The following is a 16,110-nucleotide window of genomic DNA, read 5'->3' as shown; positions in this document are numbered from 1 at the left end:
CGCGGCACACGACGCCGCAATGCTCAACCTCGTCGCGACACCCACGCTTCCCATCCAGATTGTCGCGCTCACCTCACCCAGATCGTCGCGCTACACGGCAGCGTGGAACCTGCTTCCAACTCATTGACGCTCAAACCTCGGTATTATGGGGAGCTGTCAAGGGGTCTCTGCCATCTCAAGTTTCTCCTGAGCGGCGAGCCAGAGCTCCTCGGCGCGGGCGAGGCCCTCCATGACCTCGGCGTACTTGCGGTTCCAGGTCTCCAACTCGCCCTTGCGGACATCCTCGTAAAGCTCGGGGTCGGCCAGCTTGGTCGCCAGCTTGTCCCGCATCTCATTGATCTTCTTCAGCCGCTCCCCGCACTTGCGAACCTCGGCGCGGATGGACAGGATCGCCTCGCGCGAGGGTCTCGGCGCCTTCGGCTTCTCGGGCCTGGCCTCGGTCGCCCGGTCGCCGGCCAGCAAAAGCGCGCGGTAGGCCTCCAGGTCGTCCTCGTAGGGGCGTACGCGGCCGCCCTTCACCAGCCAGAGCCGGTCGGCCACCATCGACAGGAGGTGCATGTCGTGGCTGACCAGGATCACCGCGCCCTCGTAGTCGGACAGCGCCTCGACCAGCGCCTCGCGGCTCTCGATGTCGAGGTGGTTCGTGGGCTCGTCGAGGATGAGGAGATGGGGCGCGTCGAGCGTGGCGAGGAGCAGCGACAGCCGCGCCTTCTGGCCCCCCGACAGACGGCCCACAACCGTTTCGGCCTGGGCGGCGAGGAGGCCGAAGCCGGCGAGGCGGGCGCGCAGGCGGGACTGCCCTTCGTCGGGGCGGAGGCGCTGGAGGTGCTGGAGCGGCGTCTCGTCCACGTGCAGCTCGTCCACCTGATGCTGGGCGAAGAAGCCGATGCGGAGCTTGTTGGACCGCGTGAGGCGGCCGCGCGCGGGCTGGAGGCGGGCGGAGAGCAGCTTGGCCAGCGTCGTCTTGCCCTCGCCGTTGCGGCCCAGGAGCGCGATGCGGTCGTCTTGGTCGATGCGGAGGTTCAGGCCGTGCAGGACGATGTGGTTGCCATAGCCCGCCGCCGCGTCCTCGGTGACGATGATCGGAGGGGAAAGAGGCTCGGGCTTGGGAAAGGTGAAGACGGTGCGGGCGTCGTCCTCGGGGAGGCGGATCGATTCCATCTTCGCCAGCATCTTCACGCGGGACTGCGCCTGCTTGGCCTTCGACGCCTTGGCCTTGAAGCGGTCCACGAATGACTGGAGGTGGGCGCGGCGCTCCTCCTGCTTCTTGGCCTGGGCCTGGAGGTTGGCGCGCTGCTCGGCCCGTTGCCTCGCGAACTGGTCGTAGGGTCCGTTCCAGTAGGTGAGCTTCTTCTCCGACAGGTGCAGGATGCCGGTGACAGAGCGGTTCAGGAGTTCCCGGTCGTGGGAGACGATCAGGACGGTGTGAGGGTATTTGACGAGATAGCTTTCGAGCCAGAGCGCGCCTTCGAGGTCGAGGTAGTTCGTGGGCTCGTCGAGCAGCAGCAGGTCGGGCTGGGCGAAGAGCACGGCGGCCAGCGCCACGCGCATCCGCCAGCCGCCCGAGAAGGCGGAGCAGGGCATCCGCGTCTCCTCGTCGGTGAAGCCCAGGCCCTTGAGGATGCCGGTGGCGCGGGCCTCGCCGGACCAGGCGTCGATGTCGGCCAGCCGGGTCTGGATCTCGGCGATGCGGTGGGGGTCGGTGGCGGTGTGGGATTCGTCCAGCAGGGAGGCCCGTTCCGTGTCGGCGGCCAGCACCGTGTCGAGGAGGGAGACCTCGTTGCCGGGAACCTCTTGGGCGACGCCGCCGATGCGGGCGCCGCGGGGGATCTCGATGGAGCCGGTGTCGAGCGTGAGCTCGCCCCGGATAAGGCGGAACAGCGTGGTCTTGCCGGTGCCGTTGCGGCCCACGAGGCCGACCTTGTGGCCGGTGGGGATGGTGGCCGAGGCGTGCTCGATCAGCGGGCGGCCTTCGACCGAATAGGAGATGTCGTCGAGGCGGAGCATCGCGGGACCCTTTGGGCTGACGGGGAAGCGCGGGAGCTTTGACGCAAGAGGGGCGGGGCGTCAACCGGCGGCACGGGCGGGCGGCACGGGCGGGCGGCGCGGGGGGTTTCCGGGCTCTCCGGCGCGTGATAGGGGCGCGGCCGGACGCCTGGGCACGGGGCCCGGGCCTGAAGGAAACCACGCCATGGCCATCGAGCGCACCCTTTCGATCATCAAACCCGACGCGACCCGCCGCAACCTCACGGGCAAGATCGCCGCCAAGTTCGAGGAGGCGGGCCTGCGGATCGTCGCGCAGAAGCGCATCCTGCTGACCCGCGCCCAAGCCGAGAAGTTCTACGAGGTTCACGCCGCGCGGCCCTTCTTCGGCGAGCTGACCGACTTCATGGCCTCGGGTCCCGTCGTCGTGCAGGTGCTGGAAGGCGAGGGCGCGGTGCTCAAGAACCGCGAGGTGATGGGCGCGACCAACCCGAAGGACGCGGCGCCCGGCACCATCCGCGCCGAGTTCGCGGAGTCGGTGGGCGAGAACAGTGTGCACGGGTCCGACGCGCCCGAGACGGCGGCGCAGGAGATCGCGTTCTTCTTCTCGGGGCTCGAGCTGGTCGGCTGAGGCCCCAGGCGGCCGACGCAGCGAAAGGCCCGCGCCCCGGCGCGGGCCTTTCTCATTGTGCGAGGCGCGGGGGAACATTCGGCCCGCTGCCCGGTTCGGAGGCGATTCAGCCAGTCGGACAGGAGGCCAGCATGGCGAACCAGGAAGGCACCAGCGCACCCCCTCGGGGCTTCGCCGCGATGGACCCGGAGAAGCAGCGGGCCATCGCCAGCAAGGGCGGCAAGGCCTCGGGAGGCAACTTCCGCAACGACCCCGCGCGGGCGGCGCAGGCCGGGCGCAAGGGCGGCGAATCCTCGGGAGGGAACTTCGCCAACAACCGCGCCCGCGCCGCCGAGGCGGGCCGCAAGGGCGGGCAGTCCTGAGAGGAGGCTCCGCGACCGGGGCGTAGGTCGGCCTTCGAGGCGTCGGGGCGATGGCGGGGTGAAACCCTGCCCTACGGAGGCGATGCGGCGGGCGGCGCTCGGGCTCCGGCCGGGCCGGAGGACGGACGGGGAAAGCGGGACGGCGAGGGCCGTCCCGCTTTCCTGTTGCACGGGGAATCGCGGCGGCGTAGCCCGCCGGGGGCGAGGATCGGCGGACGAGGCGGGCGATGACGACGACGGCTCAGGGAATGGGCGGGGCCTTCGCGGGCGCGCCGGGCGCGGCCTGGGGGGTGCTGGGGGGCGTGGCGCTGTGCCACTGCATCAACGACATCATGCAGTCGCTGGTGTCCGCCATCTACCCGCTGCTCCATGACGAGTTCGCGCTGGACTACTGGCAGATCGGGCTCCTGACCTTCGCCTTCACGGTGACGGCCTCGGTGCTCCAGCCGGTAGTGGGGGTGGTGACGGACAAGCGGCCGATGCCGCTGGCGCTGCCGCTGGGGATGGGGTCCACGCTGCTGGGGATCGTGGTGCTGGCGCTCGCGCCGAACTATCCGATGCTGGTGCTGGGGGCGATGATGATCGGCGTCGGATCGTCGATCTTCCACCCCGAGGCCTCGCGCGTGGCGCGTGCGGCCTCGGGCGGGCGCTACGGGACGGCGCAGAGCGTGTTCCAGGTGGGCGGCAACGTCGGGCACGCGGTCGGACCGCTGCTCGCCGCCTTCATCGTCGCGCCCTTCGGGCGGCCGAGCCTCCTGGCCTTCACGGTGCTGACGGCGGTGGGGATCGGCGTGCTGCGCTGGGTGTCTGAGTGGCACCGCCGCCGCCCGGTCGCGGCCCCGCGCGCCGTCCGCGCCGCCCACGAGAGTCCGGCGCTGTCGCGGGGACGGGTGCTGGGGGCGCTGCTGGTGCTGGGCGTGCTGGTGTTCACGAAGAACGCCTACACCTCGTCGCTGTCGTCCTTCTACACCTTCTACGTCATCGAGAGGTTCGGGCTGACGGCGCAGCAGTCCCAGCTCATGCTGTTCGTGTTCCTGGGCGGCATGGCGCTGGGGGTGATCGGCGGCGGGCCGATCGGCGACCGGATCGGGCCGCTGGCGGTGATCTGGGTGTCGATCCTGGGGGTGCTGCCCTTCACGCTGGCGCTGCCTTACGCCGGCCTCTGGGCCTCGGTCGGGCTGACCTTCGTGATCGGGGTGGTGATCGCCTCGGCCTTCCCGGCCATTGTCGTCTTCGCGCAGGAGCTGGTGCCGGGGCGGGTCGGGCTCATCAACGGGATCTTCTTCGGGCTCGCCTTCGGCATGGGCGGGCTGGCGGCGGCGGGGCTGGGGGCGCTGGCCGACGCGAGGGGGATCGAGTTTGTGTATCGGGTCTGCGCGTGGCTGCCGGCGCTGGGGTTGCTGACGGTGTTCCTGCCACGCGGAGTGTTCCGGGGGCGGTGACGGCCGCGGCGTAGGCCCGGACGGCCAAGGTGAGGCGGATGGTGGGGTGGAACCCCACCATCCGCAGGCCTTTCAGGTCAAGCGGGAAATCAGCGCGCCGTTGGGGCCGAGGGTCAGGCGACCGCCTTGCCATGCTGCGTCCTGCGCGAGGAGAGGGGCACCCCTGCCGGGGAGGGCCGTGGCGGCGGGCTCGGCCGACAGGTTGAAGGCGCAGAGCAGGTCGCCGCGCCGGAACAGCAGGATCGGCTCAGGCGCGTCGAGGAACCGCGTGGGGGCGTGGCGAAGCGCCGGTTCCTCGCGGCGCAGGCGGAGCATGGCCTTGTAGGTGTCGCGGGTGGCTTGCGCCCGAGGCCGGTCGAAGGCGCGGGCGCGCTGGGGGGCCTTGAGGGGGAGCCAGGGGGTGCCGGTGGTGAAGCCGCCGCCGGGGGCGTCGGCCTCCCAGATCATGGGCGTGCGGCAGCCGTCGCGGCCCTTGTCCTCGGGCCAGAAGACGCGGCCCTGCGGGTCGATGATCTCGGAGAGCGCGAGGTCGGTCTGGGTCTGGCCCAGCTCCTCGCCCTGGTAGAGGCAGATCGAGCCCTCGAAGGACAGGAGCAGCATCGCGCAGAGCCGGGCGAAGCGGTCGGGGTCGGCGGCGTGGGCGGCCCAGCGGGTGACGTGGCGCGGCACGTCGTGGTTGGAGAAGGCCCAGCAGGGCCAGCCCTGAGGGGCGAGGCGGTGGAAGCGCTGGATCGTCTCGCGGAAGAAGGTGGCGGAGAAGCGGTCCTCCATCATCTCGAAGCTGTAGGCCATGTGGAGGCGGCCTTGGGACGTGTAGTCGCCCATCATCTCGATGGGATGGTGGGCCTCGCCGACCTCGCCCACCGTGACCGTCGCGCCGTAGGAATCCATGAGGGCGCGGATGCGGCTCAGGAAGGCGAGGTTCTCGGGCTGGTTCTTCGAGAACAGGTGATACTGCATGTCGTAGGTCTTGAAGGCAGGGCGGGCCTTCACGCGGAAATCGGCGGCGTCGTCGCGCAACTGGCGGTCGTGGAAGTAGAAGTTGACCGTGTCGAAGCGGAAGCCGTCCACGCCGCGGTCGAGCCAGAAGCGCAGCGTGTCGAGCGCCCAGTCCTGCACGGCGAGGTTCCAGAAGTTCAGGTCGGGCTGCGCGACCATGAAGTTGTGCAGGTAGTATTGGAAGCGGCGGGCGTCCCATTCCCAGGCCGGGCCGCCGAAGACGGATTGCCAGTTGTTGGGCGGCGTGCCGTCCGGGCGGGGGTCGGCCCAGACGAACCAGTCGGATCGGGGGTTGTCGCGGCTGCTCTGGCTTTCGCGGAACAGCGGGTGGTCGGTGGAGGCGTGGTTCAGAACCTGGTCGATGAGGACCCGGAGCCCGAGGCGGTGCGCCTCGGCCACCAGGGCGTCGAAGTCCGCGAGCGTGCCGAAGGTCGGGTCGATGTCGCGGTGGTCGGACACGTCGTAGCCCATGTCCACCATGGGCGAGCGGAACACCGGCGAGAGCCAGACGGCATCGACTCCGAGATCGGCGATCCGCGGCAGCCGGGCGGTGATGCCCGGCAGGTCGCCCACGCCGTCGCCATCGGAGTCCTGAAAGCTGCGCGGGTAGACCTGATACGTCACCGAGCCGCGCCACCAGTCCTTGTCCATGGCCGTCCCCTCCCCCTGTGACGCCCGGCTTGTCCGAAGCGTTTCGGAATGGCAAGCTTCGCGAGAAGCCTAGAAGCGCGGGGAACGCGGTCAACGGGCTTCGCGGGAGGGGTTCATGACCACGCTGCGGGACCTGAGCCGCCACCTCGGCCTGTCGGTGACGCAGGTGAGCCGGGCGCTGAACGACCACGCCGACGTCGCGGCCGACACGCGCGAGAGGGTGAGGGCGGCGGCGCGGGAACTGGGCTACCAACCGAACGTCTCGGCGCGGCGGCTCGCGACGGGGCGGTCGGGGATGCTGGGCCTGGTGCTGCCGGACATCCCGCCGCAAGCCGAGGACGCGATGTTCGTGCAGATCGTCGGCACGCTGTCGCAGCACCTGTCGCGGCTGGGTCGGGCCTTCGTGCTGCACATCGCCGACCCGCAGGACGATATCGTGGAGGTCTATCGGCGACTGACCGGCGGGGGGGCGCTGGACGGCTTCGTGCTGCTCGACCCCGAGAGGCGGGACCGGCGGGTGGAGTTCCTGCGCGGGGCGGGGGTGCCCTTCGTGATCCACGGGAGAATCGAGGAGCCGCATGACTATTCGTTCTACGACATCGACAACCGGATTGTCGCGGAGCGGCTGACCGAGGTGCTGGTCGCGGCCGGGCACCGGCGCATCGCCTTCCTGAACGGGCCGCGGGGGCGGACCTACGCGGCCTCGCGCCACAAGGGCTGGCGGGCGGTGCTGGCGCGGGCGGGGATCGCCGAGGCGCCGGGGCTCCATCGCTGGGGACCGATGAGCGAGGGGGAGGGGCTGCTCGCGGGAGTGGCTCTGTTCGGCGAGGGGGGCCCGAGGCCCACGGGTGTCGTCTGCGGCAATGCGCGGCTGGCGGCGGGGCTGCTACAGGCGCTGCGGGCGCTGGGGCTGCGGGTGCCGGGGGACGTGTCGGTGGTGGCGCACGACGACGAGTTGCCGGGGTTCCGCGTCGGGGCCTTCGACCCGCCGCTGACGGCGACATGGTCGCCACTGGCCTGGGGCTGGCCGCACCTCGCGCGGCTGCTGGCGGCGGCGGTGGACGGCGCGCCGCTGGCCGAGCTGCAGATGGTGGGCGAGGTGCGGTTGGTCGAGAGGGGCTCGGTCGCCCCGGTTTCCGCTGCGACGCGGCGGAGGGATTCGTTGACGGATCGAACGGGCGGCGTAACTTAGGACCAAGCGAAGGATGAAGCCGGTTGACGCGCCGAACGCGGGTCAGCTAACGTCCAAAGCGTTTCGGAAGGTCATCCGAAGCCATAGCAAAAGACGGCGGGCACCCGCCGACATCCGGGAGGATCCCATGACCCACAAGATGAAGGCGGTCGCGCTGCGGTCGTCCGCGCTGGCCATCGTGGCGGCGCTGTCCGCCTCGGCCGCAGGCGCGCAGGGCGTCGAGGTGACGGTCGTCTCGGGCGCCGTCGGCGCGGCGGTGGCCAACTTCGACGCGCTGGTGGCCCCCTGGGAGGAGCGGACCGGCAACGACGCCGTGCTCGTGCCGATGCCGGCCTCGACCTCGGACCAGTTCGGGCAATACCGGCTCTGGCTCGCGGCGGGGAACGGGGATATCGACCTCTACCAGACCGACGTGATCTGGGCGCCGCAACTGGCCGAGCACTTCGTGGACCTCCTGCCCCACGCGCAGGAAGCCGGGCTGATCGAGCAGAACTTCCCCTCGATCGTCGAATCGCAGACGGTGGACGGCAAGCTGGTCGCCATGCCGATCTTCACCGACGCCCCGGCGCTCTACTACCGCACCGACCTCCTGGAGAAGCACGGGCGCGAGGTGCCGACCACCTGGGCCGAGCTGCAGGAGACCGCGCAGTTCATCCAGGACGCCGAGCGGGCCGAGGGCAACGCCGAGATGTGGGGCTTCGTCTGGCAGGGCAACGCCTACGAGGGGCTGACCTGCGACGCGCTGGAATGGATCAAGTCGAACGGCGGCGGCCAGATCGTCGAAGCCGACGGCACCATCTCGGTCAACAACCCGCAGGCGGCCGCCGCGCTGGAGATGGCAGCGGGCTGGGTCGGGACCATTTCGCCCGAGGGCGTGCTGGCCTACCAGGAGGAGGAATCGCGCGGGGTCTGGCAGACCGGCAACGCGGTCTTCATGCGGAACTGGCCCTACGCCTACCTGCTGGGCAACGGCGACGATTCGGCGGTGAAGGGCCTCTTCGACGTGGCGCCCCTGCCGATGGGCGAGGGCGAGGGCGCGACCTCGGCGGCGACGCTGGGCGGCTGGAACATGGCCGTGTCGCGCTATGGCGACAATCAGGAGGCGGCGATCGATCTCGCGCTGTATCTCGGCTCGGCCGAGGCGCAGAAGCAGCGCGCGCTGAACGAGGGCAACCTGCCCACGCTCCAGGCGCTCTATTCGGACGAGGAGATCCTGGCGGCGAACCCCTACTTCGCCCGCTGGGTCGAGGTGTTCCAGACTGCCGTGCCGCGCCCCTCGGCGCCGACCCAAGCCAACTACAACGAGGTTTCGACGCTGTTCTTCACCGCCGTCCACAGCGTCATCTCGGGCGAGGAGGACGCCGCGACCGCGCTGGAGGACTTGGAGATCGATCTGCAGGACCTCCTGGAGGAGTGACGATCCCGGACCGGGCGGCCACGCCGCCGCCCGGTCCGATCCGGGCCAGGGCCCCCCGGTTCCGGGACGGCCGCCCGACACCGGGGGGAGGACCGGCGCCATGACCACCACCATCACCGCCGCGACCGAACGGGCGATGGCCCGCGAGACGGGGCTCCAGCAGCAGCGCGTGCGCGCCGCCTTCTGGTTCCTGGCGCCGATGCTCCTGATGCTGTTCTTCGTGGCGGCCTGGCCGCTGTTCCGGTCGATCATGTTCTCTTTCACCGACGCGGACGCGAACAACATCTTTAGCGGCGGCGCGGAATGGGTGGGCTTCGAGAACTACCTGACCTGGCGTGTGCGCGAGAACGGCGACATCCGCTGGCGCGGCGTCCTGGCCGACCCCGACTGGTGGAACGCCGTCTGGAACACGGTGCGCTTCGCCATCATCTCGGTCGGGCTGGAGACGGTGCTGGGCCTGCTGGTCGCGCTGATGCTGAACGCCGAGTTCAAGGGGCGCGGCCTCGTGCGCGCGGCCATCCTGATCCCCTGGGCGATCCCAACCATCGTCTCGGCCCGGATGTGGGGCTGGATGCTGAACGACCAGTACGGGATCATCAACTCGATGCTGCTGTCGGTGGGGCTGATCGATTCGCCCATCGCCTGGACGGCGCGGCCCGACACGGCGATGATCGCCGTGCTGATCGTGGACATCTGGAAGACGACGCCGTTCATGGCGCTGCTGATGCTCGCCGGGCTCCAGATGATCCCGCGCGACATGTATGAATCGGCCAAGATCGACGGCATCCATCCGGTGAAGGTGTTCTTCCGGGTGACGCTGCCGCTGCTCAAGCCCGCGCTGATGGTGGCGGTGATCTTCCGCCTGCTCGACGCGCTGCGGATCTTCGACCTGATCTGGGTGCTGACGCCCCGGTCCGAAGGAACAGTGACGATGTCCGTCATCAGCTTCCAGAACATCCGGGAGTTCGGGGACTACGCCGAGGGCTCGGCGCAGTCGTCGCTCCTGTTCCTCATCATCCTGATCTTCGTCGGCCTTTACATCTGGTTGGGCCGCGTGGACCTCACGGGGGAGCGGAGCTGATGACGGCGTCGTCCATCTTCTGGAACGTGATGTTCTACATCGGCGTCGCGCTGGTGGTGCTGATCGCCGTGTTTCCCTTCTACTACGCGGTGCTGTCGAGCTTCGAGACCGGGACCGACCTGTTCCGGGTCAACTACCTGCCGCAGAGCTGGGACTTCTCCAACTACGAGACGGTGCTGGGCCGGGCGAGCTTCCTCCGCTCCGTCCTGAACTCGGTCTTCGTGGCGACGGTGACGGTGCTGGCGGCGCTGCTGCTGGCCGTGACCGCCTCCTACGCCCTGGCGCGGGTGCGGTTCCGGGGGCGGGGGCTGCTGCTGCTGACCATCCTCGCAGTGTCGATGTTCCCGCAGATCGCGGTGCTGTCGGGGCTCTACGAGCTCATCAACTGGCTCGGGCTCTACAACACGCCCTGGGCGCTCATCATCTCCTACACGATCTTCACGCTGCCCTTCACGGTCTGGGTGCTGACGACGTTCATGCGCGACCTGCCCGTGGAGATCGAGGAGGCGGCCATCGTGGACGGGGCGAGCCCCTGGGTCATCATCACCAAGGTATTCCTGCCGCTCCTCTGGCCGGCGATGGTGACGACGGGGCTCCTGGCCTTCATCGGGGCCTGGAACGAGTTCCTGTTCGCCCTCACCTTCACCATCGACGAAACGCAGCGGACGGTGCCCGTCGCCATCGCCAACTTCTCGGGCGCCTCGGTGCAGGAGATCCCGTGGGGGCCGATCATGGCGGCGTCGGTCGTCGTGACGGTGCCTCTCATCATCCTCGTCCTCGTGTTCCAGCGCAAGATCGTGGCGGGGCTCACCGCCGGCGGCGTCAAGGGGTAAGCCATGGCCAACATCCAGCTTCGCAACGTCACCAAGACCTACGGCGCGGTGAACGTCATCAAGGGCATCGACCTGGAGATCCGGCGCGGGGAGTTCATGGTCTTCGTCGGGCCGTCGGGCTGCGGGAAGTCCACGCTGCTGCGCCTCATATCCGGCCTGGAGAGCATCAGCACCGGCGACCTCTACTTCGATGGAGAGCGGGTGAACAACGTCCTGCCGTCCAAGCGCGGCATCGCCATGGTGTTCCAGAGCTACGCGCTTTATCCGCACATGACCGTCTACGACAACATGGCCTTCGGCATGAAGCTGGGCGGGTCGAACAAGGCCGACATGGACGCGCGGGTGCGGCGGGCGGCCCAGATGCTCCAAATCGACCACCTTCTCGACCGGCTGCCCAAGCAGCTTTCGGGCGGGCAGCGGCAGCGGGTGGCCATTGGCCGGGCCATCGTGCGCGACCCGCGCGTGTTCCTGTTCGACGAGCCGCTGTCGAACCTCGACGCCGCGCTGCGGGTGCAGACGCGGCTGGAGATCGCCAAGCTGCACCACGACATGCGCGACGTGACGATGATCTACGTGACGCACGATCAGGTGGAGGCAATGACGCTCGCGGACCGGATCTGCGTGCTGCGCGACGGCCTCGTGGAGCAGGTGGGCACGCCGACCGAGCTCTACGACCATCCGAACAGCGTGTTCGTGGCGGGGTTCATCGGCAGCCCCAAGATGAACTTCCTCGACGGCGACTTCGCGCGGGCGCATGGCTGCGCGACGCTGGGCATCCGGTCCGAGCACATCGACCTCGTGCCGCAGGGGGCGGGGATCTGGCAGGGCCAGGTGATCCACGCCGAGGACCTGGGGAGCGACAACTACCTGTTCGTGGAGATCGGCTCCAAGGAGCCGCTGATCGTCCGCCAGCCCGGCAAGGTCGCGGTGCCCGAAGGGGCGACCGTGTCGCTCCAGCCCCGGCCGGGGATGCTGCACCGCTTCGACGAGACAGGGCGGCCGGTGCAGGCGCCGCTCGCGGCGGAGTAGCGCAGGAGCCATAAGTCGCGGGTCACGCCCGCGCGGGCGGCCTTGAACCCGAAGCCCGCCAAGCCCACCCTTGGGGGGCGGCGATCCCTGCCGCGGGAAGCGAGTGGCAGGATGGCCAAGGACCTGATCGACACCACCGAGGGCCAGGCCCCCGCGAAGCCCGACTGGGCGCTCACGCGGCGCGAGCGCGCGGCGGCGGAGCGGGTGAGGCAGGGCCTCCCGTCGCGGCGGCGCTGGCCTTGGGTCGTGGCTCTGCTGGTCGTGCTGGCGGCGGGTGCGGGGGCTTGGATGTGGTGGCAGCGCGTGGCGGCCCCCGAAGCCGTCGCCGCCGCTCCGGCGGCTCCGGTCGCGATGCAGGTCAACGGCGACGAATGGACCGAGGTAGCGCCCCTGACGCTGCGGCGCACCGTCAAGGTCATCGGCCCGCTGGCGCCGGAACGGCGGGCCGACCTGTCCGCCGAGACCGGAGGCCGGGTGGAGTCCGTCGCGGCCCGTCCCGGCGACCGGGTGGAGGCGGGCGCGGTGCTCGTGCAGGTGGACGTGGAGCGGCTGACGCTCGACGTGGAACTGGCCCGCAGCAACGCCGCCGCCACGCGGGCGCAACTGGCGCTGGCCGAGCAGCAGCTCGGGCGGGCCGAGGCGCTGGCCGAGCGTGGCGTGCAGGCCGAATCGACCCTGGCCGAGGCGCGGGCCAACGCCGAGGCGCAGCGCGCCAACCTCCAGGCGCAGGAGGAGCAGGTCCGCTCCGCCGAGCTGGCGCTGGAGGGGGCGACGCTGCGCGCGCCGTTCTCGGGCGTGATCGCGTCGCGCGACGTGGAGCCGGGGCAGGTGGTCGCGGCGGGGACGCCGCTCCTCACGCTGGTGGACCTGTCCCGGATGGAGATGCAGGGCGCGGCCCCCGTCTCGGCCGGAGTGGCGGTCGCAGCGGGGCAGGAGGTCGAGCTGCGGGTGGACGGCCTTCCGGGCCGGACGTTCGTTGGCACCGTGGAGCGCATCGCCCCTGTCGCCGCCGAGGGGACGCGCACCCTGCCGGTCTATGTCGCGGTGGACAACGCCGAAGGGCTGCTGCGCGGCGGGATGTTCGCCACGGGCGAGATCGTCACCGCCGAGGCGGTGGACGTCCTCGCCCTGCCGCGCGACGCGCTGCGCGAGGCCAGCACTGAGAACGAAGGCACCCATGTCCTCGTCATCGAGGGCGACACCCTCGCCCGACGGGACGTGACGGCGGGAGAGGAATGGCCCGGCGGCCTCGTGCGGGTCGAGGGGGTGAGCCCCGGCGACCGCGTGGTGGTCGCGCCGCTGACCGGGCTGGAGCCGGGGCAGGCGGTCGAGCTGGTGGAGTTCTGACGTGTTCCTGACCCGCATCAGCGTGGCCCAGCCGGTCTTCGCCACCATGGTCATGGTGGCGATCATGGTTTTCGGCCTCGTCAGCTTCTCGCGGCTGCCGATCGAGCAGTTCCCCGACGTGGACTTCCCCGTCGTGGCCGCCGTCGTGTCCTACCCCGGAGCGAGCCCGGAGGCCGTCGAGGCCGACGTGATCGAGCCCATCGAGGAGGCGGTCAGCACCATCGCCGGCATCGACGAGGTGCAGGCGACCGCGCAGCCCGGCGCGGCCATCGTCGTGATGTTCTTCGACTTGGAGGTGAACTCCGCCGACGCCGCTCAGGACGTGCGCGACAAGCTCGCCCAGGTCGAGGCCGCCTTTCCCGACGCGGTGGAGGAGCCGCAGATCCTCCGCTTCGACCCGGCCGAGCAGCCCATCGTTTCTCTCGCCGTCACGGGGGCCTTGGAGCCGCGCGAGCTGACCGCGCTGGCCGAGGACGTGATCGCACGCCGGCTGCTGGCGATCCAGGGGGTCGGGCGGGCCTCGGTGGTGGGCGGCACGCCCCGGCAGATCGACGTGCTTCTCGACCCCGACCGCATGAACGCCTTCGGCATCGGGGTGGAGCAGGTGACGCAGGCGCTCCTGACCCAGAACCGCGACAACCCGGCGGGCGACATCGAATCGGCGACGACCGTTCAGAGCGTGACCGTCGAGGGCCGCGTGGAGCGAGCCGAGGACTTCCTCGACCTGACGGTGGGCACTCAGGGCGGACTGCCCGTGCGGCTGGGCGACGTGGCGACGATCCAGAACGCGGCGGCCGAGACCGATTCACTGGCACTCCTTGACGGGCGGCCCGCGCTGGCGGTGGACGTGGTCAAGCAGCAGGGCGCCAACACCGTCGCCGTCGCGCAGGCGATCCGCGCAGTGGTGGAGGAAATGAACGCGAACGACATGCCCGAGGGCGTGCGGATCGAGGTCGTCAGCGACAATGCCGTGGAGGTCGAGGAAAGCTACCTGTCCGTCCAGAACATGCTGGTCGAGGGAGCGATCCTCGCCACGGTGATCGTGTTCCTGTTCCTGAACTCCTGGCGCTCCACGCTCATCACCGGGCTGACGCTGCCGATCTCGGTCATCGGGGCCATGGCGGTGATCTACCCCTTGGGCTTCACGCTCAACATCATGACGCTGCTGGCGCTGTCGCTCGCCATCGGCCTCCTGATCGACGACGCCATCGTGGTGCGCGAGAACATCGTGCGGCACCTGCGGATGGGCAAGACGCACCGCCGCGCGGCGCTGGAAGGGACCGAGGAGATCGGCCTCGCCGTGCTGGCGACCACCCTCTCCATCGTTGCCGTGTTCCTGCCCGTGGCCTTCATGGAAGGGATCATCGGGCGATTCTTCCTGCAGTTCGGGGTGACGGTCTCGGTCGCGGTGCTGATCTCGCTCTTCGTGGCCTTCACGCTCGACCCGATGCTGTCCTCGGTCTGGTACGACCCCTCGGCCGACCCGGACGCGCCCAAGGGGCCGGTCTGGCGGCTGGTGGACCGCTTCGACCGCTTCTTCGAGGCGCTGGGCCGGGCCTATGGCGGCCTCGTGCGGGGGGCCCTGCGGCATCGCCTCCTGACGCTGGGGGTGGCGGGGCTGGCCTTCGTGGGCAGCTTCGCACTGGTGCCGATGGTCGGGACGGAGTTCGCGCCCGCCGTGGACGACGGCCGCTTCCAGGTGGAGATCGAGACGCCCGCCGGATCGTCGCTCGACCGCACCGCAGCCAAGATCCGGCAGGTGGACGCGGTGCTGAAGGAATTTCCGGAGGTGGCGCGGACCTACGCCACCGTGAACTCCGGCACCACGGCGAGCGGGGTGACGCAGGCGACGATCCAGGTGACGATGGTCGCGCAAGCGGAGCGGACGCGGGCGCCCCAGGACATGACCGAGCCCGTGCGCGAGGCGCTGCGGGCGGTGCCGGGGATCGAGGTCACGATCGGCGCGGCGGGGGGCCTGGGCGGCGTCGAGGCGCCGGTGCAGCTCACGCTCTCGGGCGACAGCTTCGTGGAGCTGGAGCGGCTGGCCGCCGACCTCCAGCGCCGGCTGGAGGCGGTCGAGGGGCTCTCCGACGTGACCACCAGCCTTCAGGACGTGGAGCCGGTGCTGGCGGTGCGGCTGAACCGCGAGGCGGCGGACGACCTGGGCGTGAGCTTCGCCACCCTGGGCGATTCGCTCTCGACGCTGCTGGGGGGCACCAACGTCGGCGACTGGACCTCGCCCGACGGCAAGAGCTACGCGGTCAACGTGCAGCTTCCCGAAGCGGCGCGGACCGACGCCGGAGCGCTGGGCGCGCTGCCCATCGCCAGCGCCGGGGGCGCGCTGGTCCGGCTCGATCAGGTGGCGACTCTCGTGCCGTCAGTGGGGCCGTCCGAGATCAACCGAACCGACCTGTCGCGCACGGTGACGGTGACGGCGAACCTCGCCGACGTGACGCTGGGCGAGGTGCTGCCCGCCGTCAACGCCGCGACCGAGGCGCTCGACCTGCCGCCCGGCTACCGGGTGATCCAGGGCGGCGACGCGGAGCAACTGGCCGAGTCCGGAGCTTCGGCGCTGACCGCGCTGGGGCTGGCGGTGGTGTTCATCTACCTTGTGCTCGCCTCGCAGTTCGGCAGTTTCCTTCAGCCGCTCGCCATCATGATGTCGCTGCCCCTGGCCCTGATCGGGGTCCTGGCGGGCCTGCTGATCGGGGGGAGCACGCTCAACATCTTCTCGGCCATCGGTTTCATCATGCTGATGGGACTTGTGGTGAAGAACGCGATTTTGCTGGTGGACAACGCCAACCAGAGGGCGCGCGAGGGCACGAACCTCTACGATGCGCTCGTGCTAGCGGGGCAGACGCGGTTCCGGCCCATCGTGATGACGACGCTGGCGATGATCTTCGGGATGCTGCCGCTGGCGCTGAACCTCCACGGCGGCAGCGGGCAGAACGCCCCCATGGCGCACGCGGTGATCGGAGGGCTGGTGTCCTCGACGCTGCTGACGCTGGTCGTGGTGCCGGTGGCGCTGACCTACATGGACGCGCTGGGCCGTTGGGCGGGGCGTCTGGTCCCCTCGCCCCCCGACCACGGCACGCCGGCGGAGTGATCCCCCTTCCGGTCGGCCCGCCCGGCTGGCACCCTGT

General features: G+C 70.3%; 12 protein-coding genes. 10 read left to right on the top strand and 2 right to left on the bottom strand.

The window, feature by feature from the left end:
• Positions 1–156: 156 nt before the first annotated feature.
• On the bottom strand, positions 157–2,007 hold the full coding sequence (locus J2Z33_RS15595; RefSeq protein WP_209842759.1) for an ABC-F family ATP-binding cassette domain-containing protein: 1,851 nt from the start codon (positions 2,005–2,007) through the stop codon (positions 157–159).
• 184 nt (positions 2,008–2,191) lie between these two features.
• Between J2Z33_RS15595 and ndk the strand changes: the two genes are divergently transcribed.
• The 3 genes from ndk (at position 2,192) to J2Z33_RS15580 (ending at position 4,418) form a co-directional block, all read left to right on the top strand.
• A complete protein-coding gene (gene ndk, locus J2Z33_RS15590) occupies positions 2,192–2,614 on the top strand; it encodes a nucleoside-diphosphate kinase (RefSeq protein WP_209842757.1) in 423 nt (140 codons plus the stop codon).
• A 131-nt stretch (positions 2,615–2,745) separates the two neighbouring features.
• On the top strand, positions 2,746–2,976 hold the full coding sequence (locus tag J2Z33_RS15585; RefSeq protein ID WP_209842755.1) for a con-10 family general stress protein: 231 nt from the start codon (positions 2,746–2,748) through the stop codon (positions 2,974–2,976).
• A gap of 227 nt (positions 2,977–3,203) precedes the next feature.
• Positions 3,204–4,418 carry an MFS transporter gene (locus J2Z33_RS15580; protein WP_245218914.1) on the top strand — a complete coding sequence of 405 codons (1,215 nt, stop codon included), beginning with the start codon at positions 3,204–3,206 and terminating at the stop codon, positions 4,416–4,418.
• A gap of 72 nt (positions 4,419–4,490) precedes the next feature.
• Here the strand turns inward: J2Z33_RS15580 and J2Z33_RS15575 are convergent, their stop codons facing one another.
• Complete coding sequence (locus tag J2Z33_RS15575) at positions 4,491–6,068, bottom strand: alpha-amylase family glycosyl hydrolase (protein ID WP_209842753.1); 1,578 nt, start codon at positions 6,066–6,068, stop codon at positions 4,491–4,493.
• Between the two features lie 115 nt (positions 6,069–6,183).
• Between J2Z33_RS15575 and J2Z33_RS15570 the strand changes: the two genes are divergently transcribed.
• The 7 genes from J2Z33_RS15570 to J2Z33_RS15540 all read left to right on the top strand — a co-directional run bounded on the left by J2Z33_RS15570 (position 6,184) and on the right by J2Z33_RS15540 (position 16,073).
• Complete coding sequence (locus J2Z33_RS15570) at positions 6,184–7,260, top strand: LacI family DNA-binding transcriptional regulator (RefSeq protein ID WP_209842751.1); 1,077 nt, start codon at positions 6,184–6,186, stop codon at positions 7,258–7,260.
• Between the two features lie 127 nt (positions 7,261–7,387).
• Positions 7,388–8,677, top strand: coding sequence for an ABC transporter substrate-binding protein (locus J2Z33_RS15565; protein ID WP_245218913.1), 1,290 nt, complete (start codon positions 7,388–7,390; stop codon positions 8,675–8,677).
• Between the two features lie 100 nt (positions 8,678–8,777).
• Positions 8,778–9,758, top strand: coding sequence for a carbohydrate ABC transporter permease (locus tag J2Z33_RS15560; RefSeq protein ID WP_209842749.1), 981 nt, complete (start codon positions 8,778–8,780; stop codon positions 9,756–9,758).
• Positions 9,758–10,591 carry a carbohydrate ABC transporter permease gene (locus tag J2Z33_RS15555; protein WP_209842747.1) on the top strand — a complete coding sequence of 278 codons (834 nt, stop codon included), beginning with the start codon at positions 9,758–9,760 and terminating at the stop codon, positions 10,589–10,591. The genes J2Z33_RS15560 and J2Z33_RS15555 overlap by 1 nt, the downstream gene beginning before the upstream one ends.
• Positions 10,592–10,594: 3 nt before the next feature.
• Positions 10,595–11,620: an ABC transporter ATP-binding protein gene (locus J2Z33_RS15550; protein ID WP_209842744.1), complete on the top strand. Its 1,026-nt coding sequence runs from the start codon at positions 10,595–10,597 to the stop codon at positions 11,618–11,620.
• A gap of 111 nt (positions 11,621–11,731) precedes the next feature.
• Complete coding sequence (locus tag J2Z33_RS15545; RefSeq protein ID WP_209842742.1) at positions 11,732–12,967, top strand: efflux RND transporter periplasmic adaptor subunit; 1,236 nt, start codon at positions 11,732–11,734, stop codon at positions 12,965–12,967.
• A 1-nt stretch (position 12,968) separates the two neighbouring features.
• Entirely contained in the window at positions 12,969–16,073 is a 3,105-nt protein-coding gene (locus J2Z33_RS15540) for an efflux RND transporter permease subunit (protein ID WP_209842740.1), read from the top strand.
• The last annotated feature ends 37 nt before the right edge of the window (positions 16,074–16,110 follow it).

Origin of the sequence: Rubellimicrobium aerolatum (assembly GCF_017872975.1) — a bacterium.
Classification (GTDB): Bacteria; Pseudomonadota; Alphaproteobacteria; order Rhodobacterales; family Rhodobacteraceae; genus Rubellimicrobium; species Rubellimicrobium aerolatum.
This window is presented reverse-complemented; position numbering and strand designations above follow the sequence as displayed.